The following is a 23,630-nucleotide window of genomic DNA, read 5'->3' as shown; positions in this document are numbered from 1 at the left end:
ATCAACCCGACCACCACAACTGATCGGCGACGAACTGCGCCACGAGGTACACGATCCCGAGGCCGACGTTCCCACGGAGGAGGGGGCGCACGGTGCCGAGGCCGCGGTCGCGTACCACCCGCCGGCCGGGTCCGGTGCCCGACCGATCGAGGTGCCGGAGCCCGACGACGTACGCCGGCCGACCTTCGAGCCGAGCCGACCCGACGAGCACGTCGACGACTCCGACCGGGGCGGCGCCGAGAGCCCGCGCTGGCGTACCGGACGGGCGCGCCCCGAGAGCCAGCCGGAGGACGCGGAGGAAGACGACCGATGAGGCGCCGACCAGCGGCGTACCCGATCACGCGCCGACCGGCGACGTACCAGTGGATTCCGCGCGCCGGTTCAGTCCGCAGGCAGCGCGACCAGGCCGGCGGCGTTGAGCGAATGCTGTACCACGGGTTGGGCGCGGGCCAACCGCCACCGGACACCGGCCCGGTGCGCGGCGTCCCGGCCGGCGACCAGGGCGGCCAGGGCCGGGCCGTCCAACCTCGCCACGTCGGTCAGGTCGATCGCCACCTCCGTCGGGTGCCGGTCGGCGACCGCCTCGACCACCGCCTGGCGCAACTGCTCGGCGGTGTCCCGGTCGATCTCCCCGGTCACCTCGACCACCACCCGCTCCCCCACCTGGCGCACCGAGAGCCGGGCCGGCTGGCCGCCCGCGTCGGCCCCGCCGGTCTGCCACGGCGCCGGCGAGTCGGCGAGCATCGCCTGGCGCAGCCAGGTGAGCGCCCGGGAGAGCAGCCGGGAGACGTGCATCTGCGAGATGCCGAACCGGGCGGCGATCTCGGCCTGGGTCTGGTTGCCGTAGAAGCGCATCGCAAGGATCCGCCGCTCCCGCCAGGGCAGCCGGCCGAGCAGCCCGCTGACCGTCACCCGGTCGTCCACCGACTCCAGGTCCGTGTCGGACTCGCCGACCAGGTCACCGAACTCCGCCGAACTCTCCCCGCCGACCGGCGCGTTCAGCGACGCCGGACTGTAGCCGGCGGCGGACTCCAGCGCCGCGAGGATCTCCTCCTCCGGCGTCTCCAACCTGGCGGCCAGCTCGGCCACGCTCGGCGAGCGGGACAATTCGCTGGTCAACGCCGCCGTCGCCTGGCCGACCTCCAGGATCAGGTCGCGCAGTCGCCGGGGTACGTGCACACCCCAGGTGCGATCCCGGAAGTGCCGCTTGATCTCGCCGACGATGGTGATCGCGGCGTACGCGGTGAACGAGCCACGTTCCGGGTCGTACCGGTCGACCGCGTTCACCAGGCCCAGTCGGGCCACCTGTTCCAGGTCCTCCAGCGGTTCGCCCCGGCCCCGGTACCGCCGGGCCAGCCTGCCGGCGAACGGCAGGGCGAACCGGACGAGGTCGTCCCGGGCCTCCTGCCGGCGTTCCGGCGGCAGGCCGGCGATTCTGGCCGCGTACGCCAGCGCGGCCGCGTCCAGGTCCTCCAGCCCCCGTTCGGCTGGTGGTGTGGTGGTGATCTGTCCGAACATCCGCGCCTCCCTCAGGAAGGTCCCCCGCCCGGGATGTGCGAATCCGGTCACCGGTGCCGTACGGGACGTCACCGCGCCGGAAGCGAACACGTAGCCAAGCTGAACGGGCGAACGTCACCTCGCGCTGCGATAACCAGCGCTAATGACCAGTAGCAGTCAGCGTTCTTCCCGCCCTGTAGGTACTCAATCACGGGACGTGACGTCCGCGAGGAGATTTTGCGATCAGGGATCAGCAGACCAGCAGCCCCTGCGGGGTGCCACTGGCCCGCAGCCCGGCCAGCGCCTCCACCACCCGCAGCGGGGCGGGCGCCGGCAGGTCGTAGGGCTGGTTCCGGAGCACCTCGGTGGCGTGCCGGGTGGCCACCGAGGTGACCGGGTAGCCGCGCGCCGCCACCCGGTCCACCGCCCGGCGGCGGCGCCCGAACGAGGCCACCGCGAGCCACTGCGGCAGCCCGGCCAGCGCCGGCGACCGCAGCCCCGGCGGTTCCGGCAGGACGTCCAGCGAGCTGAACGGCGCGCTGCCGGCGAGCCACCACTCCGCTCCGGTCACGCTCCGCTCGGTGGCGTTCTCACACCAGTACGGCACCAGCCCGGCCCGGACCACCTGCCACGGGTCGATCAGCCGCCCGCACTCCACCACGCACCGGTCACCGCTCTTGCCGGCTCCGCGCAGCCAGGCCCGGTACACGTCCGCGGCGGCGGCGCTCAGCGCGTCCGGGCCGGGAAACAGCACCCGGTGCACGGGGCTGCCGGCGGCGCGTACCCAGTCCAGCAGGCTGGACTCGAAACCGGGCTCGACGCCCTGTTCGGCGTAGCCCGGACGGCCACCCTCGGGCGCGTCCCAGCTCGCCCCGTCACCGCCGGCTCCCCGCAGCACCTGCCCGAGCAGATCGCCGCCGGCCCGGAAGTCCGTCGGCTCCAGCCCGCTGGCCGGCCCGCCGAGCTGGAAGCTGTACCCGCCGCCCGGGTCGAGGACCGGCCAGGTGCGCACGTCGCGCAGCAGCAGTACCGGAGCGCCCGGCGCCAGCCGGCTGCCCAGGAACTCCCGGTACGCCTCCGGCAGCCGCTGCCAGCGAACCACCAGCGACACCGTCGAGCCGGCCAGTACGCCCCGACCGACCGGATCGTGGACCTGCCGCACCCCTACCCCCGGGTTGCCCGCGATCAGCCGTTCCGCGACCCGAGCGCCGTACGTCGACGCCTCGACCGGTCTGTCGACCCGGCCGCCCGGCCACTGCACCGCCACGTCGAAGCCGACCGGCAGCCACGGCGCACCCATCGCGGTCGCCAGGTGAACCGCTGCGCCGTGCGGAGAGCCGATCACGACCCCGGGATACCAGCGCGGCGGATAGTGCCCGACCATCCACCGGGCCACCTGCTCGGCGTCGAGCGCTCCGGCCTGCCCGCCGGTGAGCGCGGTCCTGGTGGCCGCCCGCGCCAGCGCGGAGCGGCGTACCGCCTCCGGCGCACCTCGAAAGCGCGACAGCAGCGGGTGGTAACCGAGGTCGGCGCAGTCCCGGCCGCGCACCGCGCGGGACGCCACGGCCAGCAGCACCCGCCCGGCACTCTCCGGCGACACGATCCGGTCCGGCGGGAGCCCGGACCCGTCCGCGGCCAGCCATTCCTGCATCTCCCGCACCGGGCTCACCTCCCTGGTCCACGCTCCCCGGCCGGGGCTTCCCGTCCGGATCGGGTCTAAACGGGCGGTCAGCAACCTCGCGGGCACAATCCGGAGGACGGCCGGTTATGTCCGGCGGCAGCGCCTCCGGCCCGGCACGCTCCGTGCGGGTCGAGTTGCCCGGGACCGGCCGGACCGGTGATCGACCGATGTGACCCAGTTGCGCTATCGGACCGGCCGGCGGTCTCGGTACGCCAGCCACTTCGTCGTCGCGGTCGTCCCGTTCGCCCCGGTCGTGAGATATCGAGCGACTCCCCAAGCGGGATCCATTACCATCACCGCTGCCGGTTCGAACCCGGGACCCGGGGCCAGGCTGGCGAGACAGCGCCGAAACGCGGCCCGTACTTTCACCACTGAGGACACTGATGCCTGTTGCACTCCTGGGGCGTGCCGGCCTGGCCGGGACGATCGTCGGGGCATTGCTCCTGCCCGCCGCACCACCGGCACTGGCAGCAGCCGACACCGGAACCATCACCGGTCAGATCCGCGACTCGGCCGGCAACCCGGTCTCTGATCTGCTGATCGCGTTCGACGGGCGGGAGCACCCGTACGCCGGCTACGCGACAACCGACACGGACGGGCGGTACGAGTTCACCACTCCCGCCGACAGCTACACCGTCTCCTTCTCACCCGTACCCGGCTCCCCCCAGGCGCAGTACGTGCCGGGAAAGATCGACCACGCGGACGCAACCTGGTTCGACGTCACGGCGGGCGGTAACACCGTCGTCGACGACACCCTGCTCGGCACCGGAGGCATCTCCGGCAGGCTCACCACCGCCTCCGGCGCTCCGCTGGCCGACGCCTCCGTCGAGATCACCACCAGCCGAGGAAGCGAGGGCGGCACCTCGACCACCGACGGCGAGGGCCGGTTCGAGGTCTCGCAGCTGCTGACCGGTTCATACCTACTGGCCTACTCACACGATGGCCGCTACCAGTACTACAAGGGGAAGCGCAGCCCGGAGACGGCGGACCGCATCATCGTGACGGCGAACCAGGACAGCGAGGTCACGGACAGTCTGCTGCCCGTCGGCTCGATCCGGATCTCAGCGGTGGACGCCGACACCGCCCAGCCGATCGCCAGCTTCTGCGCGGACGATTGGTGCAGTAACGGCACCGGCACCGTCACGATCCCCGATCGACCGACGCAGCCGCACCGGTTCAGTATCGTCACTCCGCGAAACCTGTACCTCGCCACCTGGACCGACTGGATCACCCCGGTGCCGGACCAGACGGTGGAGGTGACCGTCGCCCTGCGCAAGCCCGCCTGGATCACGGCCACCGTCGTCGACCGGACCACCGGCCACCCGCTGGCCGACATGTGTGTCCACGCACTTCCGGCGAAGGGCCCACGGCTGCCCGACGGCTACGGCATCTGCTCGAACAGCGCCGGCCAGGTGCGGATCGGCCCACTCGAGCCCGGCTCGTACAACCTGTTCGCCGAACCGGTAGGTGACCGTTCGTACGGCCGGCAGTGGGTGGGCGCGACCGGCGGCACCGGTGACCAGCGGGCCGCGGTGACTGTCGTGGCCAGCAGCGGCAGCACCGTCGCCGGCCCCACCGTGCGGCTCGACCGGGCCGGCAGCATCAGCGGCCGGGTCACCGACGAGCAGACCGGCACCCCGCTGGCCAATGTCCGGGTCAGTCTGCTGGGTTACCACCCCGGCACCGGGCCGCCCGGCTCGGCCGTCACCGACTCCGACGGCCGCTACGAGGTCACCGGCCTCGGCCCCTACGCCTGGCCGTTGTTCTTCAACCGGAACGGATTCGGGCAGTGGGCGGGCGGGGTGCCCAACCGCTACCGAGCCGCTGCCACCACGGTCACCGTCGGCACCACGAGCGGCTACGACATGTCCATGCGACCCGGCACCGAGGTGCGGGGGACGTTCAGCAAACAGGACAGCCGCCCCTTCGGCTCGGGCTGGGTGTTGGTGCACAACCACGTCACCGGCGACATCGTCGGTTCGACCTGGTTGACCAACGGCCAGTACAGCCTGCGGGTACTACCCAGGCAGCCGATCCACCTCAGCTACAACGTCTCCGACGAACAGCGGTCCTACGACGGCCCGTACCTGCGGTGCACCGCCACCGGACCGGCCGTGTCGGCGGGGCAGAACGGCGGAGTGCCACACAACCGTCGGCCTAAGCCCGCCGTGTTCAAGGTTCCGTCGACCGGTACCTTGACCGCCGACATCGTGCTCTGCGCCGGCTGACGACACCCTGGGCGGGCCGGCTGCGCAAGCAGCCGGCCCCTGGGGGGCAACCTTCTCTTCTGACCAGGCGGGTGCCCCCGACCGCCAGAAGTTGTCAGACCAGGTCCGCGCCGTTGGCGGCGCGTTCCCGCAGGATCTGCGCCCGGTGCTGCACCGCCGTGCCCGCCCCCTCCTCGCCCCTGCCCGAGGTCGGGCCACGCAGGTCGGCGAAGGGCTGTTCCGGTGCGTCCAGCGGGACCGACGGATCGACCAGCGCCTCGATCAGGGTGGGCCGGTCGGCGGCGATCGCCTCATCCCAGACCGACCCGATCTGGTCCGGTCGGTCGAGCGCGACGCCGTGCAGCCCGAGCAGCCGGGCCCAGCCGGCGTACGGGATGTCTCCGGCGCGTACCGCCGCGGGCGTCGGCAGTCCGGGTGCGGTCGGCCGGTCCAGCTCCGGCGAGGGTGCCCGGACGGGTCCGGTCTCCGGCCCCCGCTCCGGCTCGCCGCCCCGGCCGGCCCGGTCGGAGTTGTTGAGCACCAACAGCACCAGCCGGGGATCCGGCCACTCCGGCCAGCGCTGGGCCACGGTGATCAGCTCGGCCAGCCCACCGGACTGCATCGCACCGTCGCCGAGCAGGACGAAGACCGGCCGGTCCGGCTGGGCGAACTTGGCCGCGATGGCGTACGGCACCGCTGAACCGACCGAGGCGAGCGTGCCGCAGAGGTGTGCCCGCGCACCGGACGGTAGTTGCAGGTGCCGGGCGTACCAGTAGGTCACCGACCCGACGTCCACCGCGACCAGGGCGCCCGCCGACAGCCGCGGCGAGAGTTCCCGGAGCACCAGCCGGGGGTTCAACCGGGCGGTCCGCTCCTCCGCCCGGGCGTCGCACTCGATCCTGGCCCGGTCGACGACTCCCTCGATCGTGCCGCGCCAGTCCCGGTTCTGCCGCTGCGGCACCCTGGTCAGCAGCGCTCGCAGGGTTTCCCGGGCATCTCCGACCAGCGGAACGTCGACCGGATAGCGGCTGGCCAGTCGACTGCCGTCGATGTCGATCTGTACCGCCCTGGCCTGGCCCGGCACCGGGTAGTAGCCGGTCCACGGGTCGTTGGTGCCGATCATCACCAGGGTGTCGCAGCCGGCCATCAACTGCGCGCTGGCCACCGTGCCGACCTGACCCAGTACGCCCGTGTGGTAGGGCAGCCGCTCGTCCAGCACCGGCTTACCCAGCAGCGAGGTCGCCACCCCGGCGTCGAGCCGGTCGGCCAGCTCGACCACCTCGTCGGCGGCACCGTAGGCACCCTGGCCGACCAGGATCGCGACCCGTCGCCCCGCGCCGAGCAGTTGGGCGGCGGCGTCCAGGTCCTCGTCGTGCGGCAGCACCCGGGCCGGGGGCAGGCCGGGGGCCGCGCCGAGCACACCGCCGCCGTCGGGGTGCGGCATTCCGTCGGGTACCGGCTGCCCGAGCAGGTCGTGCGGCACCACCAGGCAGGTCGGGCTCCGGGTCGACACGGCGGTCCGGATCGCCTGGTCGAGCAGGTAGGGCAGCTGTTCCGGCACCGCGCCGGTACGCAGGAACTGGGCGCACACGTCAGCGAACAGCCGAGGCAGCTCGATCTCCTGGTACGCGCTGCCCAGCGCGCTGTACGTCCGTTGCCCGATGATCGCGACCATCGGCTTGCTGTCCAGCTTGGCGTCGTAGAGGCCGCCGAGCAGGTGCAGCGCACCCGGTCCCTGGGTGGCCAGGCACACCCCGACCGTGCCGGTGTACTTGGCGTGGCCCGCCGCCATGAAGCCGGCCGCCTCCGGCTGGCGGGACGGCACCAGGTCCGGATCGCCGCCGGCCCGGCGCAGTGCCTCGACGATCGGCGCCACTCCCTCGCCGGGTTGCCCGAACACCCGGGGTACCCGCCAGGCTCGCAGCCGTTCGACCAACAGGTCCGCGACGGTGCGGCCGGTGGTCGCCGTGCCCGCCCGCAGCACGGACCGGCCCGGGTCAGCCATGGTGACCGGCCGGGGTGCTGGCGTCGACGTAGCGGAGGACCGCGCCGACCCCGTCGGTGAGGTCCGGCGCCTGCTCGGGGCCGAGCACCGTGACCCCGGCATCGGTACCGACCAGCGCGCGGACCAGGGCCGCGTCTGCGCGTACCCGCTGCGGGTGCGCGACGGACATCGCCCGGAGTTCGTCGGGACCGGTGGCGATGTCGGTAGGCTCCGGACCGATCCAGAGCTCTTCGACGGACGAGGGGTCGTCCACGATCAGCATCGTGTCGACCTGGCCGCGTTGCAGTGCGGTCACCACCGCATCGATCCCGGCACCGACGTCGCGTTGCATGCCGAACCTGTCCATCGCCACGTCGGTGTGCGCGGCGGCCACCTCGGCGATGGCCTGCACGGTGACGTCGTCCAGGGCGGTCTGGTCGGCGCCGGCGGCCGGGAAGCCGGCATCGGTCTGCACCATTCGGTCCTGCCAGAACTCGGGAAGCTGGGCGGCGAGCAACTGCCGGGCTCTGGTCTCCCCGGCGACCACGATCACCTCGGCGCCGACCCGCTCGGCCAGTGCGGCGGTGGCCGCGGCGGCGTCCCCGGCGTTGCGTCGCCAGGCCTGCTCCGCGGCGTGATGGTAGTGCGGCTGCGACCAGCCACCCGGGTGCACCTTGCGCAGCGGCCACTGGTTGCCGCCCTTGACGTGCGCGTGCCGGGGTACGCCACCGGCGCTCACCGCGTTCACGTCCGCGCCGGTGCGGCTGGCCAGGACCCGGACCCAGGGCACCTGCTCACGGCGCTGGGCGACCAGCGGCATGGTGTGCGCGACCAGCCCGTGGGCGGCGATGTCCTTGCGCGGCGGGGCGGAGAGGTACTCGGTGAGCACCACCTCGCCGCCGGTGGCGAACGCGGCGAGCCCGTAGTCGCCGGGCATCGGGTCGTGTCCTCGCACCACGTCGTCGAGGGCCGCCACGTCACGAGGGTCGGTGCGCTGTGCCGCCAGCCGTTCCTGGAGGGCCCGCCATCGCAGGTCGAGCGCGGGATGGGCGTCGTGGGTGTCCCGGGAGGCGTCCAGGTAGACCGACGTCCACGGGCCGGGATGGGCACAGATCGGACGCAGGAAGGACAGCTGCATGGGTCGTCCCCTCTCCAAGGTCGTGTCGGGGTTACCCACGCCGGTCGGCTTGTCACCTGAAGGGCCGACGGCCGAACCCCCGGCCGTCCGGTACGGCCCCAAGCAGCCAGGAGTGAGCAAATCGTCACCATAGGTGAAATCGATTCACTCACTGCGGGTTCATTCGTCATGATCGATACAATTCGTACCGGGGAGCGGACTCTCGGTGGTGAACACATGGACGGTGAACTGTTTCCCGAACGGGTCGCCTGGCGTCCCGGACCGGTCATCACCGGTCACGTCGTACGGCTGATGGAGGGCTACTCCCGCCAGATCCGGGTCCGGCAGCCCGTCCTGGTCGCCGTACTCGGCACGGCGGCGGTGGTCAGGGTCGCCCTGCTGCTGCTCGCCTCGGTGCTCCGGGCGGGTGCCCGCAGCGGAGCCCGACGCAAGTGGAAGGAACTGCGCCAGGGGCCGGAGTTCCTGGTGACACCGCTGCGACTGCGCGACGGCAGCGGTGTGCTCTGCGAGATGGAAATCCACGGGCACCTGCCGCAGAGCGCGCTGGAGCCGGCCGACCACGTCCAGGTGACCGTACGCTCGCAGAAGGATGCCGGGCTCGCGCCCCGGGTGGAGCGGATCGTCAACCTCACCACCGGGCAACTGCTCACGCCGCGTACCCCGACCGTATGGTCGCACCTCGGGCCGGCGCTGCTGCTCCAGGCCGCGATCGGCCTGCTGCTGATCGGCGCGCTCGCCGCCTGGTTCGCGCTGGCACGCTAGTCGGACCGGCACGGCGGGGCGGGAGCCGCACCGACAATGGTGAGGGAGACGCTCACCCCTGCGGCCGACCCGGGAGGAGCCCGCCTACGCCCAGCGGCGTACGGGTGATGCCCACCACGGGGGGACGCCAGGAGGGCGGCCACGGAGGATCATGAGCTCATGACGATTCATGGTCCCGGGGGCCGACCGTGATCGCACCCGTCCTGGCGATCGTCCTGTCGGTGGCCTCCGCGGCGGCGTACGCGGGCGCGGCGGTGCTGCAGGAACGGCTCGCCGCCCAGGCCGGGCCGGCGGGGGACGCGGGGCGGGGCTATCTCGGCACCGTCCTGCGTCGGCCCGGCTGGTGGGTGTCGGTGGCCGGCAACGGCACCGGCGCGACCCTGCACGTCGCCGCGTTGGCCTACGGGCCGCTCTCGGTGGTGCAGCCGCTGGGCGTACTCACCCTGGTGCTCGCGCTGCCGATCGCGGCGGCCGCCATCGGCCGCCGGGCATCGGCCCGGCAGTGGTCCGGCGCCGCCGCCACGGTGGCTGGCCTGGTGCTACTGCTCACGCTGACAGTGCCCGGTGCGGGCGACCACGACCTGCTCCCCGGGCAGGGCTGGGCGCTGGCCGGGGTCGCGGCGGCACTGGTCGGAGTGCTGGTCCTCGCCGGCCGGGCGAGCCGGTCGGCGCTGTCGCGCAGCCTGCTCACCGCGACCGCGGCCGGGATCGCCTTCGCGGTGGCCTCCGCGCTCACCCAACTCGTCTCCGGCCTCGTCACCGGCGGCGGCCCGGCGTTCCCCACCGTCGGCCTGGCCGCGGCGCTGGCCGGGATGGCCGCCGCCGGGCTGCTGCTGTCCCAGGTCGCCTACCGGGGTGCCGGCCTCGGCGCGCCCCTGGCCACCGTCACGCTGGCCAACCCGATCGCCTCGGCGGCCATCGCCATGCTGCTGCTCGGGGACCGGACGGTGGGCGGCTACCGGGGCGGGCTCGCCGCGGCGGCCGGCGCCGGCCTGGCCGCCTGGGGCGTGCTGCGGCTCGCCGCGGCCGACCAGCCCGCGTCGCACCGGCGGCGGTCGCGGCCCGGGCGCCCGGGTCCGGTCCGGCTCAGGGGCGCGGTGCCGCTGCCCTGTCCCAACCGGTCGGCACCCGCCACCCGCTCGCCGGTCGCCCCGACCCGGGCGGGGCGGACCGCCACAGCACCACCAGCCAGACGACCCCGATCGCGGCGACGATCGTCAGCCCAAGCCCTTCCAGCACCGGCATCCACACCGCCTGGGTCGGGGTCAGTCGGGCCAGGGAACCGTCCAGGGTGAGCGGGCCGCGCGCGCCGGTGAAGAGGAGGGTCAGGTAGAACGCGATCACGTGCATCGCGTCCCAGAGCGCGTGCAGGATCGCCACCCCCAGATAGGCGAAGAGCAGCCGCAGACCGACCACGAAGTGCTCCCGGCCGCTCGGCGCGAAGAGCACACCGCCGAGGATGGCGGTCCAGAGCCCGTGCCCGACCGGCGCCACCAACCCACGCAGGATCTCCGTCTGCACCACCTGCACCACCGACAGACCCTGCACGGTGAAGAGCGCGATGAAGGCGTAGCCGGCGGACTCCAGCGCGGAGAAGCCGAAGCCGACCGCGGCACCGAGGACCATCCCGTCCCGGACGGTCTTGGCGCGCAGCCCTCGGGTCAGCAGCGCCAGCGCGGCCAGCTTGGCGGCCTCCTCGATCAGACCGACACCGAGGAAGAGCAGCACCGACGGGCGCAGCAGGTACGGCCGAGGCGAGGATTCCCAGCACGCCCCCGGCGAGGAAGGTGCCGAAGACGGCGCTGACGGTGACCTCGCCGGTGTCCCGGCGCTGGAACGCCCAGGCCACGAAGGTCACCGGCACCAGGAAGCTGCCGAGCAGCACCAGGGTGGGCAGCAGGGTCGGGTTCCCGGTGAGGAAGATGACCACCACCGTGGCGAGCCAGAGCGCCAGGCCGACCAGGAAGATCCGCAACCACTGACGGCGCGGCGCGACCGGGACCGCCGTCGTCCACTGCCGACCGACGCCGTCCATCACGCCTCCGCCCGGTCAGGTCTTGAGCACGACCTTGACGCACTCGTCGGTCTTCTGCCGGAACATCTCGAAGCCGATCGGCGCGTCCTCCAGACGCAACCTGTGGGTGAAGACGAAGCTCGGATCGATCTCGCCGCGACGGATCCGGTCCAGCAGCATCCGGGTGTAGCGCTGCACGTGGCACTGCCCGCTGCGCAGCGTCAGCGACCGGTTCATCAGCGAGCCGATCGGAAACTTGTCCACGAAGCCCGCGTACGCCCCGATCACCGAGACCGTGCCGCCGTTGCGACAGCTCATGATCGCCTCGCGCAGCGCGTGCGGCCGGTCGGTCTCCAACCGGGCCGACTGCTTGACCCGGTCGTAGCCGGACAGCACCGCCGACGAGTGGTGTCCCTCCATGCCGACCGCGTCGATGCAGGCGTCCGGGCCCCGGCCGCCGGTCATCTCCCGCAGCGCCTCGACGACGTCGACCTCCTCGTAGTTCAGCGGCTCCGCGCCGGCCCGCTCCTGCGCCATCCGCAGCCGGTACGGGTACCGGTCGATCGCGATCACCCGCTCCGCGCCGAGCAGGTAGGCGCTGCGCATCGCCAGCAGGCCCACCGCCCCGGCGCCCCAGACCGCGACGACCTCACCACCGCCCAGCCCGCACATCTCGGCACCCATGTAGGCGGTCGGAAAGATGTCGGCGAGGGGAAGCACCTTCTCGTCGGGCAGCTCGTCGGGGACCTTCAGCGGTCCGACGTCCGCGAACGGCACCCGGGCGTACTCGGCCTGCCCGCCGGCGTACCCGCCGAGCATGTGCGAGTAGCCGAAGAGGCCGCCGGGCGAGTGCCCGAGCAACTTCTCCGCGATCCCGGCGTTGGGGTTGGAGTTCTCGCAGAGCGAGTAGAGCCCGGTCTGACAGGCCAGGCAGTTGCCGCAGGCGATCGGGAACGGCACCACCACCCGGTCGCCGATCCGCAGGTTGCCCACCTCCGGCCCGACCTCCACCACCTCGCCCATGAACTCGTGGCCGAGGATGTCGCCGTGCTTCATCGTCGGGATGTACCCGTGGAAGATGTGCAGGTCGGAGCCGCAGATCGCGGTGCTGGAGACCCGTACGACGGCATCTCTGGCGTTCAGGATCCGGGGCTCGGGCACCTCCTCCACCTGGACGCTGTTCCGGCCCTGCCAGCAGTTCGCCTTCATGCACCACCTCCGGTGTGCGCGGTCGGTCAGCTGCCCGGGCGCACGGCCTGCGGACGCGCCGGCTTCTGGAGCACCTGCTGCGGGGTGGCCAGCCCGTTCGGGCTGCCGTCCGACCGGACCACCTCGCCGGTCTCGATGACCTGCTTGAACCGGCGCAGGTCGTCCCGGATCTGCTGCCCGGGCTCCTCGCCGAAGAGCTGCGCGACGGCCCGGCCCACCGCGCCGCCCGGCGGCGCGTACACCAGATCGACCCGGACCTCGGTGCCCCGGCCGCCGGCCGCGCGGGCGAACCGGACCCGACCCGCGTTGGGCACTCGGGCACCGCGCACCGAACGCCAGGCGATCGTCTCGCTGAGGTTCTCCTCGACCAGCTCGGCGTCCCACCCGACGCGGCGCCCGCCCGGGCCCCGGACGGTCCAGTGCGACCGCCCGTCGCCGTCGGAGCGGACGGACTCCAGGTGGTACATGAACCGGGGCAGGTTCTCGAAGTCCCGCCAGAACCGGTAAACCTCGTCGGCCGGCCGGTTGACGGTGACGGTGGCGCTGGCCCGTAACGTGCGGCGCCGCGCTCCGGCGGAGCGGCCGCTGCGTACCGCGGCCAGCACGTCGACGGCGGTGATCCCGGCGACGGCGCCCAGGGTGGCGGCGACCCGCTGGCGGCGCTCGCCGCGCCGGTGCGGCAGCTCCCGGGCGAGCAGCAGCAGGTCGAGCAGGTCCGCGCCGACCCGGAACCAGGCCCAGCCGGCCGGCCGGCGGGCGAACAGCAACCCGGGGACCGGCACCAGCTCCCGGGCACCGACCGCCCGCAGTACGACGGAGCGGGTCGGTGCCGAGTCGTCCAGTCCGATCAGCCTGCCGACCTGGTGCGGCGCCGCGAGCGCCGCGACACCGAGGCCGAGACTCAGCAGCCCGAGTGCGCGGGGCAGGGGTTGACCGTTGCCCTCGGGCACGTCAAGCGTCGCGTCGGGCATCTCCGGTATGCCGTCGGGCATGTCCCCCGGTGCTCCCCGCATCGTTCCCCCGTTCGCCGTCGCCCGGTCGTCGTCGCGGACGCCGCGCACCACCACGTTATCGGGATGAACCCGAACAACCTGCGGAAAACGTCAAACCGGTCGCGGCGCCGGCCCGACCGCTACTGGCCGACCTTGATGCCCGGTTCGCCCGCCATGAACTGGATGACCTGGCGCGGCTCCCGTCCCGGGACGTTCGGGCCGCGCAGCTTGCCGATCGGCAGGATGACCCGGCGGAACGTGCCCTCCAGCATCATCGCCGTCGCGGTGTACCAGCCGATCACCGCCGAGGCGATCAGGATGTAGGCACCGGCGGTACGCCACGGCGAGATGTCGGCGATCTGGCCCACGGCCAGACAGCTGGCTCCGGCGGCCAGGGTCGCCAGCACGAGGGTCAGGCCGATGTTGTCGGCCAGCGCGGCGAACGCCCCGGACCAGGTGATCGCGGCGAGGGCGGCGAACCAGAACCCGAGCGCGACGAACGGGGTCGGCTGGACCAGCACCCCGACCGCGATCAGCAGATAGAGGATCCCGTAGGAGAGCCAGAAGCCGCCCCAGATGCCGTGCATGGCGGTGGCCAGCCCGTCCCGCGCCCGGTACGCCCACATCCCGGCGAGGAACTGCGCGAGCCCACCCAGCATCGCGGCGAACGGGAACAGGAACGTCTGGGTGGCGGAATCGCCGTACCAGCCGGCGAGGTGCGTGGCGACGACGAAGGTCGCGGCCGCGTAACCGAAGAGTCCCAGGATCGATGGCGCGGCCACCGGCTGGAGGGAGATGTGCGCGTGGTTGCGCCAGAACTCGAACTCGCCGTCGTGGCCGTCGCCAGCATGGCTGGGTCGCGCCGAACGTGACATATGAGTCATCACAGGCTCCTTCTACGCAGCGGTTCGCACCGCTTTGACGCGGTCGGGCACGTAGCCACCGCCGACTACCCAGCGTGAGAGCCATTACACGGAAAGGGGATTTCGTCCGGCACCGGGCCACCCGTGACAGGAACCGGCCGCCGACGCGGGTACGCGTCGACGGCCGGTGAACGACCCGGGCCCCGCGGCCTGGTGCGGGTCAGCGCTTCTCGACCGGTACGTAGTCCCGCTGGGCGGCGCCGGTGTAGAGCTGCCGGGGACGGCCGATCTTGGTCTCCGGGTCTGAGATCATCTCACGCCACTGCGCTATCCAGCCGGGCAGCCGCCCGAGCGCGAAGAGCACCGTGAACATCTTGGTCGGGAAGCCCATCGCCTTGTAGATGAGGCCGGTGTAGAAGTCGACGTTCGGGTAGAGCCGGCGGGACACGAAGTAGTCGTCGGCGAGGGCGATCTCCTCCAGCTGCAGCGCGAGGTCCAGCAGCGGGTCCGGCTTGTTCATCCGGGCCAGTACGTCCTGGGCGGCCTGCTTCACGATGGCGGCCCGAGGGTCGTAGTTCTTGTAGACCCGGTGCCCGAAGCCCATCAGCTTGACGCCCGGCTCCTTGTCCTTGACCCGCCGGACGAAGGCCGGCACGTCACCGCCGCCGACCCTGATCTCTTCCAGCATCTCCAGCACCGCCTGGTTGGCGCCGCCGTGCAACGGGCCGAACAGCGCGTTCACCCCGGCGGAGACCGAGGCGAAGAGATTCGCCTGGCTCGAGCCGACCAGCCGGACCGTGGAGGTGGAGCAGTTCTGCTCGTGGTCGGCGTGCAGCAGCAGGAGCATGTCCAGCACCCGGGCCACGACCGGGTCGACCTCGTACGGCTCCGCCGGCACCCCGAAGGTCATCCGGAGGAAGTTCTCGACGTACCCGAGCGAGTTGTCCGGGTAGAGCATCGCCTGCCCGATCGACTTCTTGTACGCGTACGACGCGATCGTCGGCACCTTGGCCATCAGCCGCACGGTGGAGATCTGCACGTGCTCCCGGTCGAACGGGTCGAGGCTGTCCTGGTAGAAGGTCGAGATCGCGCTCACCGCCGAGGAGAGCACGGCCATCGGGTGCGCGTCCCGGGGGAAGCCGTCGAAGAAGCGCCGCATCTCCTCGTGCAGCAGCGAGTGCCGCCGGATCCGCTCGTCGAACTCGGCGAGCCGCGCCTCGGTGGGCAGCTCACCGTAGATCAGCAGGTACGACACCTCCAGGAAGGAGGACTTCTCGGCCAACTGTTCGATCGGGTAACCCCGGTAACGCAGGATGCCCGCGTCGCCGTCGATGTAGGTGATCTCGGAGGAGCAGGCCGCGGTGTTGACGTAGCCGGGGTCGTAGGTGACGTACCCCGTCTCCTTCAACAGGTTGCCCGTGGCGATGCCGGCTGGGCCGTCGACCGCAGGCTTGACCGGAATCGACAGCTGGCCGCCCGGGTGGTCGAGTTTGACATCCGTCATGTGATCCTCGCTTCGCCGGCAGAATCTACGTTGAATTGCCTTCACTTTTTACGGTAAACGTGCAGGGTAGCCGAGAACCTCGCATGGCCTGCCGGTGAGTGAAGGATCACGCTGGTCACACGTTTGCGGCCGGGACGAAACCTGCTAGTCCGGCCGGACCGGGCAGCCCTCGACCCCGGGTCGCCGGCTGCCCAGCCCGGGACCGGTCAGTGACTCAGCGGCCGCAGGGTGCCGGTGTCGGTGACCTGGAAAACGTCGACGGTGTTCCGGCCCGGCAGGAAGAACGACTCGTCCGACACCAGGGCAGCGAACCGCTGCCCGCCCGGGTCCGGCGCCACCACCGGAGCCACCGCACCGATCCGACCGTTGACCGCGACCGCCAGCAGGGTGCCGTTGGGCACCGAGTCGGGAACGGTGCCGTAGACCAGCGCCGGCAGCTGGCCACCCGAGCGGTCGATATGATCAAAATCAGACCGGTTCCGCACGGTCACCGAGCCGGCCTCGGGCCCTGTCGGTAGCTCGGCGACGGACCGACCGATCAGTTCCGGTCGAGGCTGCGCCGGAAGCACCGGGACCGCCCGGCCGGCGACCACGTCGGCGAAGACGTCGCCCGGCACGGTACGCGGCTGGCCCGGCTGGTCGTAGTAGTGCTTGTCTCCCGGCGCCCGGGTGGTACGCAGCGCCGAAGCACCGTCGGTCCGCCACGGCACCTCGACACCGGCCAGATCGGCGACGGTCGGCAGCAGGTCGACGTGCTCCCAGTTCCGGTCGTCGACCGCGCCGGCCCGTTGCCCCGGCCGCTTCACGAAGAGCGGCACCCAGAGCACCTCGCCCGGCGCCCGCTCCACCGCGCCGAGCCCTCGCCCCTGCACACCCGGGGTGAAGCTCACCCCGTGGTCGGCGGTGAGCACCACCAGCGCGTCGTCGTAGAGGCCGGTCTCGTCCAGCCGGCGCAGCGTCTCACCGAGCAGCCGGTCGGTGTAGCCAAGTTGCAGCAGATACCGCCGGTGGGCCAGCTCGACCCAGCCGTCGCCGTCGTTGGGCATCCCGTCCGGCGAGCCGTAGCGGATCCCGGACGGCAGGTAGTTCCACGGCGAGTGCGGCAGCAGCAGGTGCAGGAAGTGCAGCGTCGGCCGGGCGGTCGGCCGGAGGGTGGCGAGGAAGTCGGCGAACCGGGCCGGCTGGTTCTCGTCCAGCGCCCCCCAGCGGAACTGCGGATCCGTCGGCGCCGCCGCCTCGGCACCGCCGGCCTCGCGCCGGGTGATCTCCCGGTACGAGTCCTCGGGGTCGCGGTGCCCGGTCTCGGAGGGCGAGACGATCTGCTCCAACAGGGTGGCGCTCTCCCGCAGCAGCGTCGGCAGGCCGCCCCGGGCGGATCCGGCGGCCCGGTCCGGGCAGAGTCGCGGCGGACAGAGCTGGGTGATGCTCTCCTGGGCCTGGATCTGGTACGGCCCGGCGAACGCGGTGAACAGGTTGTCCGGATAGCGCGAGTGGTGCGGCGCCTGCTGCTGGTCCGGATACCGGCCGGTCAGCATCGCCGGCAGCGCGTACGGGGTGTAGCCGCTCACCCCGGTCGCGTTGCGGTACCAGGTCGACTCCCCGGCCAGCCGGGCGAAGTTCGGATAGCGCCGGGCGTCGATCGCACCCGTGTCGTCCAGCAGGGAGGTGAGCGGAAACTCGTCCAGGACCAGCATCACCACCGGCGGATGGGCGGTCCCGTCCCCGCTGGCCCCGGCCTCGACCTCGGCCTCGACCTGGGCCTCGGCCCGCTCCCCCGGCAGCAGCACGGCCGAGGCGGACGAGGTGAAGACGAAGAGCAGCACGAAGACCGGTGGGCCGAGCGCGGCGAACCGGAAGACCTGGCCGGTGACCTGCCAGCGCCGGTACGCGTACGCCCCGGCGGCGCCGACCGCCGCCGCCAGCAGGACCAGCGGTACCCCGCGTACCGGGGTGAGGTGTTTGCCCACCTGGACCGCCAGGACGACGAGCAGCAGCCCCAGGGTCGCGGTGTGCAGTACGGCGCGGACCGTCCGCCCCCGGTCCCGTCCGGCGACCCGGCGGGCCAACAGCCCGAGCAGCGCCCCGCTCCCCCAGAGCACCAGCGGCGGCAGCACCGTGTAGGCCGTCACCAGCAGCAGGATGTCCCAACGGTCGGCGCCGTGGAAGAGGAAGAAGTCCGGACTCTTGCCGGTCACGTCCAGCAGCGGTTGGGCGATCGCCAGGCCGCAGAGCGCGACCACCTCCACCAGGGCTCGCAGCTCGATGCGCTGCTCCCCCGGGGCACCGGGCTCAGCCACGCGGTGTCCCGAGGTAGAGGGTGCGGGTCCCGGACGGCAGTTCGAGCCGGCGGACGATCTCGCACCGCTGCCCGAGCAGCCGCTCGAACTCCTCCCGGTGGTAGTCGGGGAAGAGTCCGGCCGGCTTGTTGGCGAGCAACCGGGCCGCCATCGGGTCGTCCGGATGCACGAACTCGACCACCAGCCGGCCGCCGGAGTCGGCCGCCAGGAGCCCGACCAGCCAGTCGACCACCTCCGGCAGCGGGACGTTGCGCCCGATGGCGAGATGATGCACCACGGCCAGCGCGAGCACCGCGTCCGCCTCCGCCCGGGTGGCGAAGGAGCCGCGTTCCACCCCGCGCCAGCCGCCGCCCGGCGACGGGTCGGCCAGATCCATCACCAGCGGCAGCACCCGGCGCTCACCGTCGGCCCGCAGCCGGCGGTAGAGCTGGTCGACCACGGCCGGGTCGCTCTCCACCGCGACCACGTAGTCGGCGTACCCGGCGGCCAGGCGCGAGTACGTGCCGTCGTTGGCGCCGAGGTCGAGCACCAGCCGGGACCGGTTCGGCTCGGCCAGCGCCTCGGCGACGAACCGCTCCTTGACCTCCCGGTCGGCCGCCGAGTAGGTGCAGGTCTCCCGGTAGCCGGACCAGTGGCTCGCCGGGGGCTGCCAGTCGAGTCGTCCGACCAGCTTTTCCAGCCCTCGTAGGGTGGCCAGGACCAGTTCGCGGGAGAAGCCGGCGTCCTTCAACTCCGCCCGGACGGTGCCGGTGCTGGCGGCGGCGTACCGGGACTGGATGGCGTCGTGCAGGTGGACGTGCTTGAGCACCCCGGCCCGGAACCGCCGGGTACCGCCGAACAGCTTGCGCAGCTCACCCGCCTCGATCCCGTCGATCCGGGACCGCAGCCAGGGCTGGAAGTCGAGCCCCAGGTGTGCCTGGAGCAGCAGCGGATAGAGCAGGGTCTGACAGAACTGTCGGTAGCCGGCCCACGGCTCGCCGTCACGGGCCGGCTCGAACGAACCGATGTCGATGAAGCAGGGCTCGGCGCCCCGCCACTGGAGGTTGTACGCCGAACCGTCCTTCGTGGTGAAGCCGGCCGGTACGGCGGTCCGGAGGATCTCCAGGTGCAACAGCGCGGCGTCGCGCAACATCGCGAACGACCACTCGTAGGGGTACGACACGAACGGGATCCGCTCGTGCCGGAGTACGGTCGCCCACTGCCCGGCGAGGCTCGCCGGCAGCGTCTCCGGGTCGACGGTCTCGGTGCCGCAGATCTTGCCGTCGGCGCGCAGCCGGTCGAAGAACTCGGCACCGGCGAGTGCCCGCCAGTCCTCGGCGGCCTGCTGGCCGAGGCCCCGGAAGACCTGGCCGCCGACGTGGAGGACCCGGTTCGCGGGATCGCGGAAGGAGCCGGGATCGGCTCGGGGAACGGACTCGGGTTCGGTGGTGGGCGTCGTCGGAACGGGAGGAGGTGGTGCGACCATCGGCTGTGGACCGCCTCAGTCCTGCTTCGAGGGCTGCCTGCGGAACCGGCTGGTCAGCCTGCGCCAGTAGAGTTTCGCCGCCACCGCGACCCCGGCGACGCCACCGATCACGGCCTGCACGATGAGGCTGCCCGATCCCGCATCCAGGTAGGCCAGATGGTCCATCTCCCGGCCACCTCCCTTTCTGTCGACCCCCGTACCCGAAAAGAGCGCCGCGTCCGGCCGCCGGTCAGGCGGTCGGACCCGAGCGCGCGGCAAGGTGCCGACGCCGCGCCACCCACCGGCCAGGTGGTGGAGAGCACGCCGTCGGGTGCCGTTAACCACACACCGTACGCCGATGATCCGTCGACCGCATCGGGCACCCGGAATGCCGGTCCGGTGGGTCCGATTCTTTCAAGACCCGGACGCGGCCGGTTCGTAGCCTGGCCGCATGACACCGAGACTGGACGCGTTCGGGCTGGTCGTCGCCGACATGGCCCGGTCCCTCGCCTTCTACCGGAGGCTGGGGCTGGAGCTGCCGGCGAGCGCCGACACCGAGCCACACGCCGAGTACACCCTGCCCGGCGGGGTGCGCCTGATGTGGGACACCCACGAGGTGGTCCGCTCGATCGAGCCGGACTTCTCGCCGCCGGACGGGTCGCAGATGAGCCTCGCCTTCCGGTGCGCCGATCCGGCCGAGGTCGACCGGGTGTACGCCGAGATGACCGCCGCCGGCTACGACGGCCCGCTCAAGCCGTGGGACGCCCCCTGGGGCCAGCGGTACGCGGTGCTGCACGACCCGGACGGCAACGGGGTCGACCTGTACGCCCCGCTCGCCCCTGCGGCCGGCTAGCGGCGGTTCGCGCCGACCAGGTGCCGCAGCGGTACCCCGGCCAGGCTCCTGACCTCGCGGGACAGGTGCGCCTGGTCGGCGTACCCGGTGCGGGCGGCGACCTCGGCGGCCGGCGTACCGGCCCGGGCCAGGGCCAGGGCACGACGCATCCGCAGGATCCGGGCCAGCGTCTTCGGGCCGTACCCGAACAGCGCCAGGCTGCGCCGGTGCAGTTGCCGGGTGCCGAGCCCCAGCGCGTCGGCGGTGCCGGCGACGTCACGGCCGGCGGCGAGCCCGGCGGCCAGCGGCGCGGCGAGCGGATCCGGGCCGCCGCCGGCGGCGAGCCGGGCGGTGCCGACCGCCTCCAGCACCTGGCCGGGCCGGTGGTGCGACGCCGCCCGCTCGGTCAGGGCGACGACCTCCGGTCCCGGCCAGAGCGCGGCGAGCGGAACCCGCTGGTCCCGCAGTTCGTGTGCCGGCAGGCCGAGGACCGCCGGGCCGACGCCCGGCGGGAGGCGCAGTCCCACGTACCGCTCGCCGGCCGGGCCGTCGACGACCTGGGCGACCGTGTCCGGGCCCGCCACCAGCAGACCGCTGCGGCTGGACCAGATCAGGTCCATGCAGCCGTCCGGCAGAACCCGGCTCGGGACGGCATCGGCACTGCGGGTGACCGTCCAGACGACCGCGCCGGCCAACCCGGACCTCCGCTCCCGATACACGGCCCCAGCCTGCCAGCCGAACGGCTACCGCGACCGGAGCGGGGTGGGGTTTGTAGCCAATACGACACCGGGACGGCAGGTCGGGTGCGAGCCTGTGCGGCATGGCGACCTTCGCCGGCAGGAAGATCGAGGCGTACGTCGGGCCTCGGGAGCTGGGCGCCGCCGACGACCTCGAAGCGGTGGTGGTCGACTTCATCGGCGGCGCCCGGGAGAGCCTCGACATCGCCGTGCAGGAACTCGACTCGGAGCCGATCGCCCAGGCGATCCTCGACGCCCGGTTCCGGGGCGTCAGCGTCCGGATGGTGCTGGAGCAGGACTACCTGCGGACGGCGAAACTGCCCCGAATCACCGCCCGGCCCGGCGAGCCGGAGGCGGACGCGCGGCGCCGCGCCCAGTGGGAGCCGGAGCCCGGCAGCCGCAGCCTGGAGCCGAACCGGCGGATCGTGGCCGCGCTGCTGCGCTGCGACGTCGACGTCAAGGCCGACTACAACCCGGCGATCTTCCACCAGAAGTTCGCGGTCCGGGACTATCGGCAGCGGGCCGGCGGGCGGACCGCCGTACTCTCCGGCTCGGCGAACTTCACCGGCACCGACTGCCACCGAAACCTCAACCACGTCGTGCTCTTCCACGACGCCCGGATCTGCCGGGAGTACGCCGACGAGTTCGCCCGGCTCCGGCAGGGACGGTTCGGGCGCGGCGAGCACGGCCGGGTGCCGAACGCGTACAACGTCGGCGGGGTGCCGGTGAAGGTGCTGTTCGCGCCGGACCACACCCCGGAGCTGGAGATCATGAAGCAGATGCTGAAGGCGACCGAGCGGGTCGACTTCGCCATCTTCACCTTCTCCGGCTCGTCCGGGATCGACGACGCGATGATCGCGCTGGCCGCCGCCGGGCGTACCGTGACCGGGGCGGTCGACCCCGGGCAGGGCATGCAGAAGTGGGCCGCCACCCGCGAACTCGACCGGGCCAACATCGCGCTCTACGCCCCGGTCCGGTCACCGGCCTTCGGCAAGCTGCACCACAAGCTGATGGTGATCGACGAGGCAGTGGTGGTCGCCGGTTCGTTCAACTACACGGCCCCGGCGAACCAGTACAACGACGAGAACATCTTCGTGATCGGCAGCCCCTATCCGGACCTGCCGCGCCGGGAGGGCGGCCCGACCAACCTCGACCGGTGCGCGGAGATCGCCGGCTACTTCCGGAACGAGATCGAACGGATAGAACTCGCCGGCCAGCGCTTCCTCGGACAGCGTTAGCCGCGGCGCCGAGCCCGGCCGCCACCAGGCCCAGGGTGAACGCGAAGTCGATCGCCCGGTGCCGGATGTCCGGCTCGAACCCCGGCCGGGTGGCAGGCGTGCAGAGTGGACCTGCCGCGCGGGGTGTGCACCGCACTGGCCACCCGGGGCGCCCTCCGCCAGCTCTCCCGTTGCCGGCAATTAGTTATGCGCATAATATTATGCGATAACCAATCCCGCGAGGAGAAGTTGTGGACTTCGAGTACGCCGACGCCCTCAACCAGGCCATCCGGCTGCTGAGCCTGCGCCACCGGGCCAGGGCCGCAGCGCTGCTCGCCCCGCTGCGCCTGCATCCCGGACAGGAGGTACTGCTCCTCGAACTCGCCCGGACCGGCCCGATGATCCAGGCTCAGCTCAGTGAGGCCCTCGGTTGCGAGCCGCCCAGCGTCACCCTGATGACCCGCAAGCTCGAAGCCACCGGCCACATCCGGCGCACCCCCTCTCCCGCCGACCGGCGAGCCAGCATGGTCGCACTCACCTCCAGCGGCGAAGCCCTGGCTGAGCAGGTCAAACAGCTATGGTGCGCGCTGGCGGAGGAGACGGTGCGCGGCCTACCCGCGGAGCTGGCTACGGAACTACCCGGCATCCTCAACACCCTGACCGGCAACGTGGACACCAGGCGTCTGCCGCCCGGCGACCGACGCGGTCCGGCCGCGGAATCGCGACAGGCCCGGCACATTCATCGGGGCGTGGCGTTGACCGGCGAGTACGAGCCGAGCGCGTCGGGGTGGGTCCGCGACCACGTCGCGCAGATCGAGCGCACCGGCACGACCGATGGGGTCACGATCGGTGGCCTGCCCACCGTGCTGGTCACCTACCGAGGCGCCAGGACCGGCAGGATTCGCCGGACGCCGTTGATGCGCGTCGAACACGAGGGGCACTACGCGGCCGTCGCGTCCAAGGGCGGCGCGCCCACCAATCCCCAGTGGTACGCCAGCCTGCTCGCCGAGCCGGTCGTCGAACTTCAGGACGGGGTGGTGACCCGGGTGTACCGGGCGCGGGAGGTGTTCGGGGACGAGAAGGCCCTCTGGTGGCGCCGGGCGGTGCAGGCGTATCCGGACTACGCCGTCTACCAGCGCAAGACCGAGCGACAGATCCCGGTCATCGTGCTCGAACCGGTCGCCCTCGAACCGATCACCGGAGGCACGGCGGACCGTCCCGAAGGGGAGGGCTAGCCGATCCGACGTCGCGG

The 23,630-nt window shown here is 72.4% G+C and carries 19 protein-coding genes and 2 pseudogenes; 8 read left to right on the top strand and 13 right to left on the bottom strand.

Annotated elements, in window-relative coordinates:
* Positions 1 to 313 (top strand): annotated as a pseudogene (locus ABNF97_RS31600) (aa3-type cytochrome oxidase subunit I); the annotation flags it as partial.
* 68 nt (positions 314 to 381) lie between these two features.
* Here ABNF97_RS31600 and ABNF97_RS31595 read toward each other — a convergent pair.
* Both ABNF97_RS31595 and ABNF97_RS31590 read right to left on the bottom strand, forming a co-directional pair.
* A complete protein-coding gene (locus ABNF97_RS31595; protein WP_349340753.1) occupies positions 382 to 1,518 on the bottom strand; it encodes a SigB/SigF/SigG family RNA polymerase sigma factor in 1,137 nt (378 codons plus the stop codon).
* A gap of 229 nt (positions 1,519 to 1,747) precedes the next feature.
* On the bottom strand, positions 1,748 to 3,148 hold the full coding sequence (locus tag ABNF97_RS31590; RefSeq protein ID WP_130466031.1) for a hypothetical protein: 1,401 nt from the start codon (positions 3,146 to 3,148) through the stop codon (positions 1,748 to 1,750).
* A gap of 413 nt (positions 3,149 to 3,561) precedes the next feature.
* On the opposite strand from ABNF97_RS31590, the gene ABNF97_RS31585 reads away from it, so the two are divergent.
* On the top strand, positions 3,562 to 5,406 hold the full coding sequence (locus tag ABNF97_RS31585) for a carboxypeptidase regulatory-like domain-containing protein (protein ID WP_130463136.1): 1,845 nt from the start codon (positions 3,562 to 3,564) through the stop codon (positions 5,404 to 5,406).
* Positions 5,407 to 5,500: 94 nt separating this feature from the next.
* Here the strand turns inward: ABNF97_RS31585 and ABNF97_RS31580 are convergent, their stop codons facing one another.
* Positions 5,501 to 7,390 (bottom strand): thiamine pyrophosphate-binding protein, encoded by a 1,890-nt coding sequence (locus ABNF97_RS31580; RefSeq protein ID WP_349340752.1) that lies wholly within the window; start codon positions 7,388 to 7,390, stop codon positions 5,501 to 5,503.
* On the bottom strand, positions 7,383 to 8,507 hold the full coding sequence (locus tag ABNF97_RS31575) for a baeRF2 domain-containing protein (protein ID WP_349340751.1): 1,125 nt from the start codon (positions 8,505 to 8,507) through the stop codon (positions 7,383 to 7,385). Before ABNF97_RS31575 ends, ABNF97_RS31580 begins: the two co-directional genes overlap by 8 nt.
* A gap of 216 nt (positions 8,508 to 8,723) precedes the next feature.
* Here ABNF97_RS31575 and ABNF97_RS31570 point away from each other — a divergent pair, with 216 nt between their 5' ends.
* Both ABNF97_RS31570 and ABNF97_RS31565 read left to right on the top strand, forming a co-directional pair.
* Positions 8,724 to 9,269: a hypothetical protein gene (locus ABNF97_RS31570; RefSeq protein WP_130463139.1), complete on the top strand. Its 546-nt coding sequence runs from the start codon at positions 8,724 to 8,726 to the stop codon at positions 9,267 to 9,269.
* A 188-nt stretch (positions 9,270 to 9,457) separates the two neighbouring features.
* Positions 9,458 to 10,279 (top strand): annotated as a pseudogene (locus ABNF97_RS31565) (DMT family transporter); the annotation flags it as partial.
* A 76-nt stretch (positions 10,280 to 10,355) separates the two neighbouring features.
* On the opposite strand, the gene ABNF97_RS31560 reads toward ABNF97_RS31565, so the two are convergent.
* Positions 10,356 to 10,997 carry a PrsW family glutamic-type intramembrane protease gene (locus tag ABNF97_RS31560; RefSeq protein ID WP_349340750.1) on the bottom strand — a complete coding sequence of 214 codons (642 nt, stop codon included), beginning with the start codon at positions 10,995 to 10,997 and terminating at the stop codon, positions 10,356 to 10,358.
* A gap of 59 nt (positions 10,998 to 11,056) precedes the next feature.
* Here ABNF97_RS31560 and ABNF97_RS31555 point away from each other — a divergent pair, with 59 nt between their 5' ends.
* On the top strand, positions 11,057 to 11,251 hold the full coding sequence (locus ABNF97_RS31555; RefSeq protein WP_349340749.1) for a hypothetical protein: 195 nt from the start codon (positions 11,057 to 11,059) through the stop codon (positions 11,249 to 11,251).
* A gap of 68 nt (positions 11,252 to 11,319) precedes the next feature.
* Here ABNF97_RS31555 and ABNF97_RS31550 read toward each other — a convergent pair whose 3' ends face one another.
* From ABNF97_RS31550 to ABNF97_RS31520, 7 genes are all read right to left on the bottom strand, one after another.
* Positions 11,320 to 12,492: a zinc-dependent alcohol dehydrogenase gene (locus tag ABNF97_RS31550; protein WP_349340748.1), complete on the bottom strand. Its 1,173-nt coding sequence runs from the start codon at positions 12,490 to 12,492 to the stop codon at positions 11,320 to 11,322.
* A 26-nt stretch (positions 12,493 to 12,518) separates the two neighbouring features.
* A complete protein-coding gene (locus ABNF97_RS31545) occupies positions 12,519 to 13,484 on the bottom strand; it encodes an SRPBCC family protein (protein WP_349340747.1) in 966 nt (321 codons plus the stop codon).
* A gap of 140 nt (positions 13,485 to 13,624) precedes the next feature.
* Entirely contained in the window at positions 13,625 to 14,368 is a 744-nt protein-coding gene (locus ABNF97_RS31540) for a GPR1/FUN34/YaaH family transporter (protein ID WP_130463142.1), read from the bottom strand.
* Positions 14,369 to 14,567: 199 nt separating this feature from the next.
* The gene (locus ABNF97_RS31535; protein ID WP_130463143.1) at positions 14,568 to 15,851 is read right to left on the bottom strand and encodes a citrate synthase; all 1,284 of its coding nucleotides are present in this window, start codon (positions 15,849 to 15,851) and stop codon (positions 14,568 to 14,570) included.
* Between the two features lie 206 nt (positions 15,852 to 16,057).
* Positions 16,058 to 18,148, bottom strand: a complete 2,091-nt coding sequence (locus ABNF97_RS31530; RefSeq protein ID WP_130463144.1) for a sulfatase-like hydrolase/transferase — start codon at positions 18,146 to 18,148, stop codon at positions 16,058 to 16,060.
* The gene (locus ABNF97_RS31525) at positions 18,141 to 19,613 is read right to left on the bottom strand and encodes a class I SAM-dependent methyltransferase (protein ID WP_349340746.1); all 1,473 of its coding nucleotides are present in this window, start codon (positions 19,611 to 19,613) and stop codon (positions 18,141 to 18,143) included. Before ABNF97_RS31525 ends, ABNF97_RS31530 begins: the two co-directional genes overlap by 8 nt.
* 15 nt (positions 19,614 to 19,628) lie before the next feature.
* The gene (locus tag ABNF97_RS31520) at positions 19,629 to 19,778 is read right to left on the bottom strand and encodes a hypothetical protein (RefSeq protein ID WP_165436729.1); all 150 of its coding nucleotides are present in this window, start codon (positions 19,776 to 19,778) and stop codon (positions 19,629 to 19,631) included.
* Between the two features lie 265 nt (positions 19,779 to 20,043).
* Here ABNF97_RS31520 and ABNF97_RS31515 point away from each other — a divergent pair, with 265 nt between their 5' ends.
* A complete protein-coding gene (locus ABNF97_RS31515) occupies positions 20,044 to 20,445 on the top strand; it encodes a VOC family protein (protein ID WP_130463146.1) in 402 nt (133 codons plus the stop codon).
* On the opposite strand, the gene ABNF97_RS31510 is transcribed toward ABNF97_RS31515, so the two are convergent.
* Positions 20,442 to 21,143, bottom strand: a complete 702-nt coding sequence (locus ABNF97_RS31510) for a helix-turn-helix domain-containing protein (protein WP_349340745.1) — start codon at positions 21,141 to 21,143, stop codon at positions 20,442 to 20,444. The two genes, ABNF97_RS31515 and ABNF97_RS31510, sit on opposite strands and share 4 nt — an antisense overlap.
* A 101-nt stretch (positions 21,144 to 21,244) precedes the next feature.
* On the opposite strand from ABNF97_RS31510, the gene ABNF97_RS31505 reads away from it, so the two are divergent.
* Together ABNF97_RS31505 and ABNF97_RS31500 are read left to right on the top strand one after the other, a co-directional pair.
* Positions 21,245 to 22,399, top strand: a complete 1,155-nt coding sequence (locus tag ABNF97_RS31505; protein WP_349340744.1) for a phospholipase D-like domain-containing protein — start codon at positions 21,245 to 21,247, stop codon at positions 22,397 to 22,399.
* Between the two features lie 230 nt (positions 22,400 to 22,629).
* On the top strand, positions 22,630 to 23,613 hold the full coding sequence (locus tag ABNF97_RS31500; RefSeq protein ID WP_130463149.1) for a nitroreductase/quinone reductase family protein: 984 nt from the start codon (positions 22,630 to 22,632) through the stop codon (positions 23,611 to 23,613).
* Positions 23,614 to 23,630: the final 17 nt, after the last annotated feature.

The sequence above is a fragment of the Plantactinospora sp. B6F1 genome, from assembly GCF_040120695.1.
In the GTDB taxonomy this organism is placed as follows: Bacteria; Actinomycetota; Actinomycetes; order Mycobacteriales; family Micromonosporaceae; genus Plantactinospora.
This window is presented reverse-complemented; position numbering and strand designations above follow the sequence as displayed.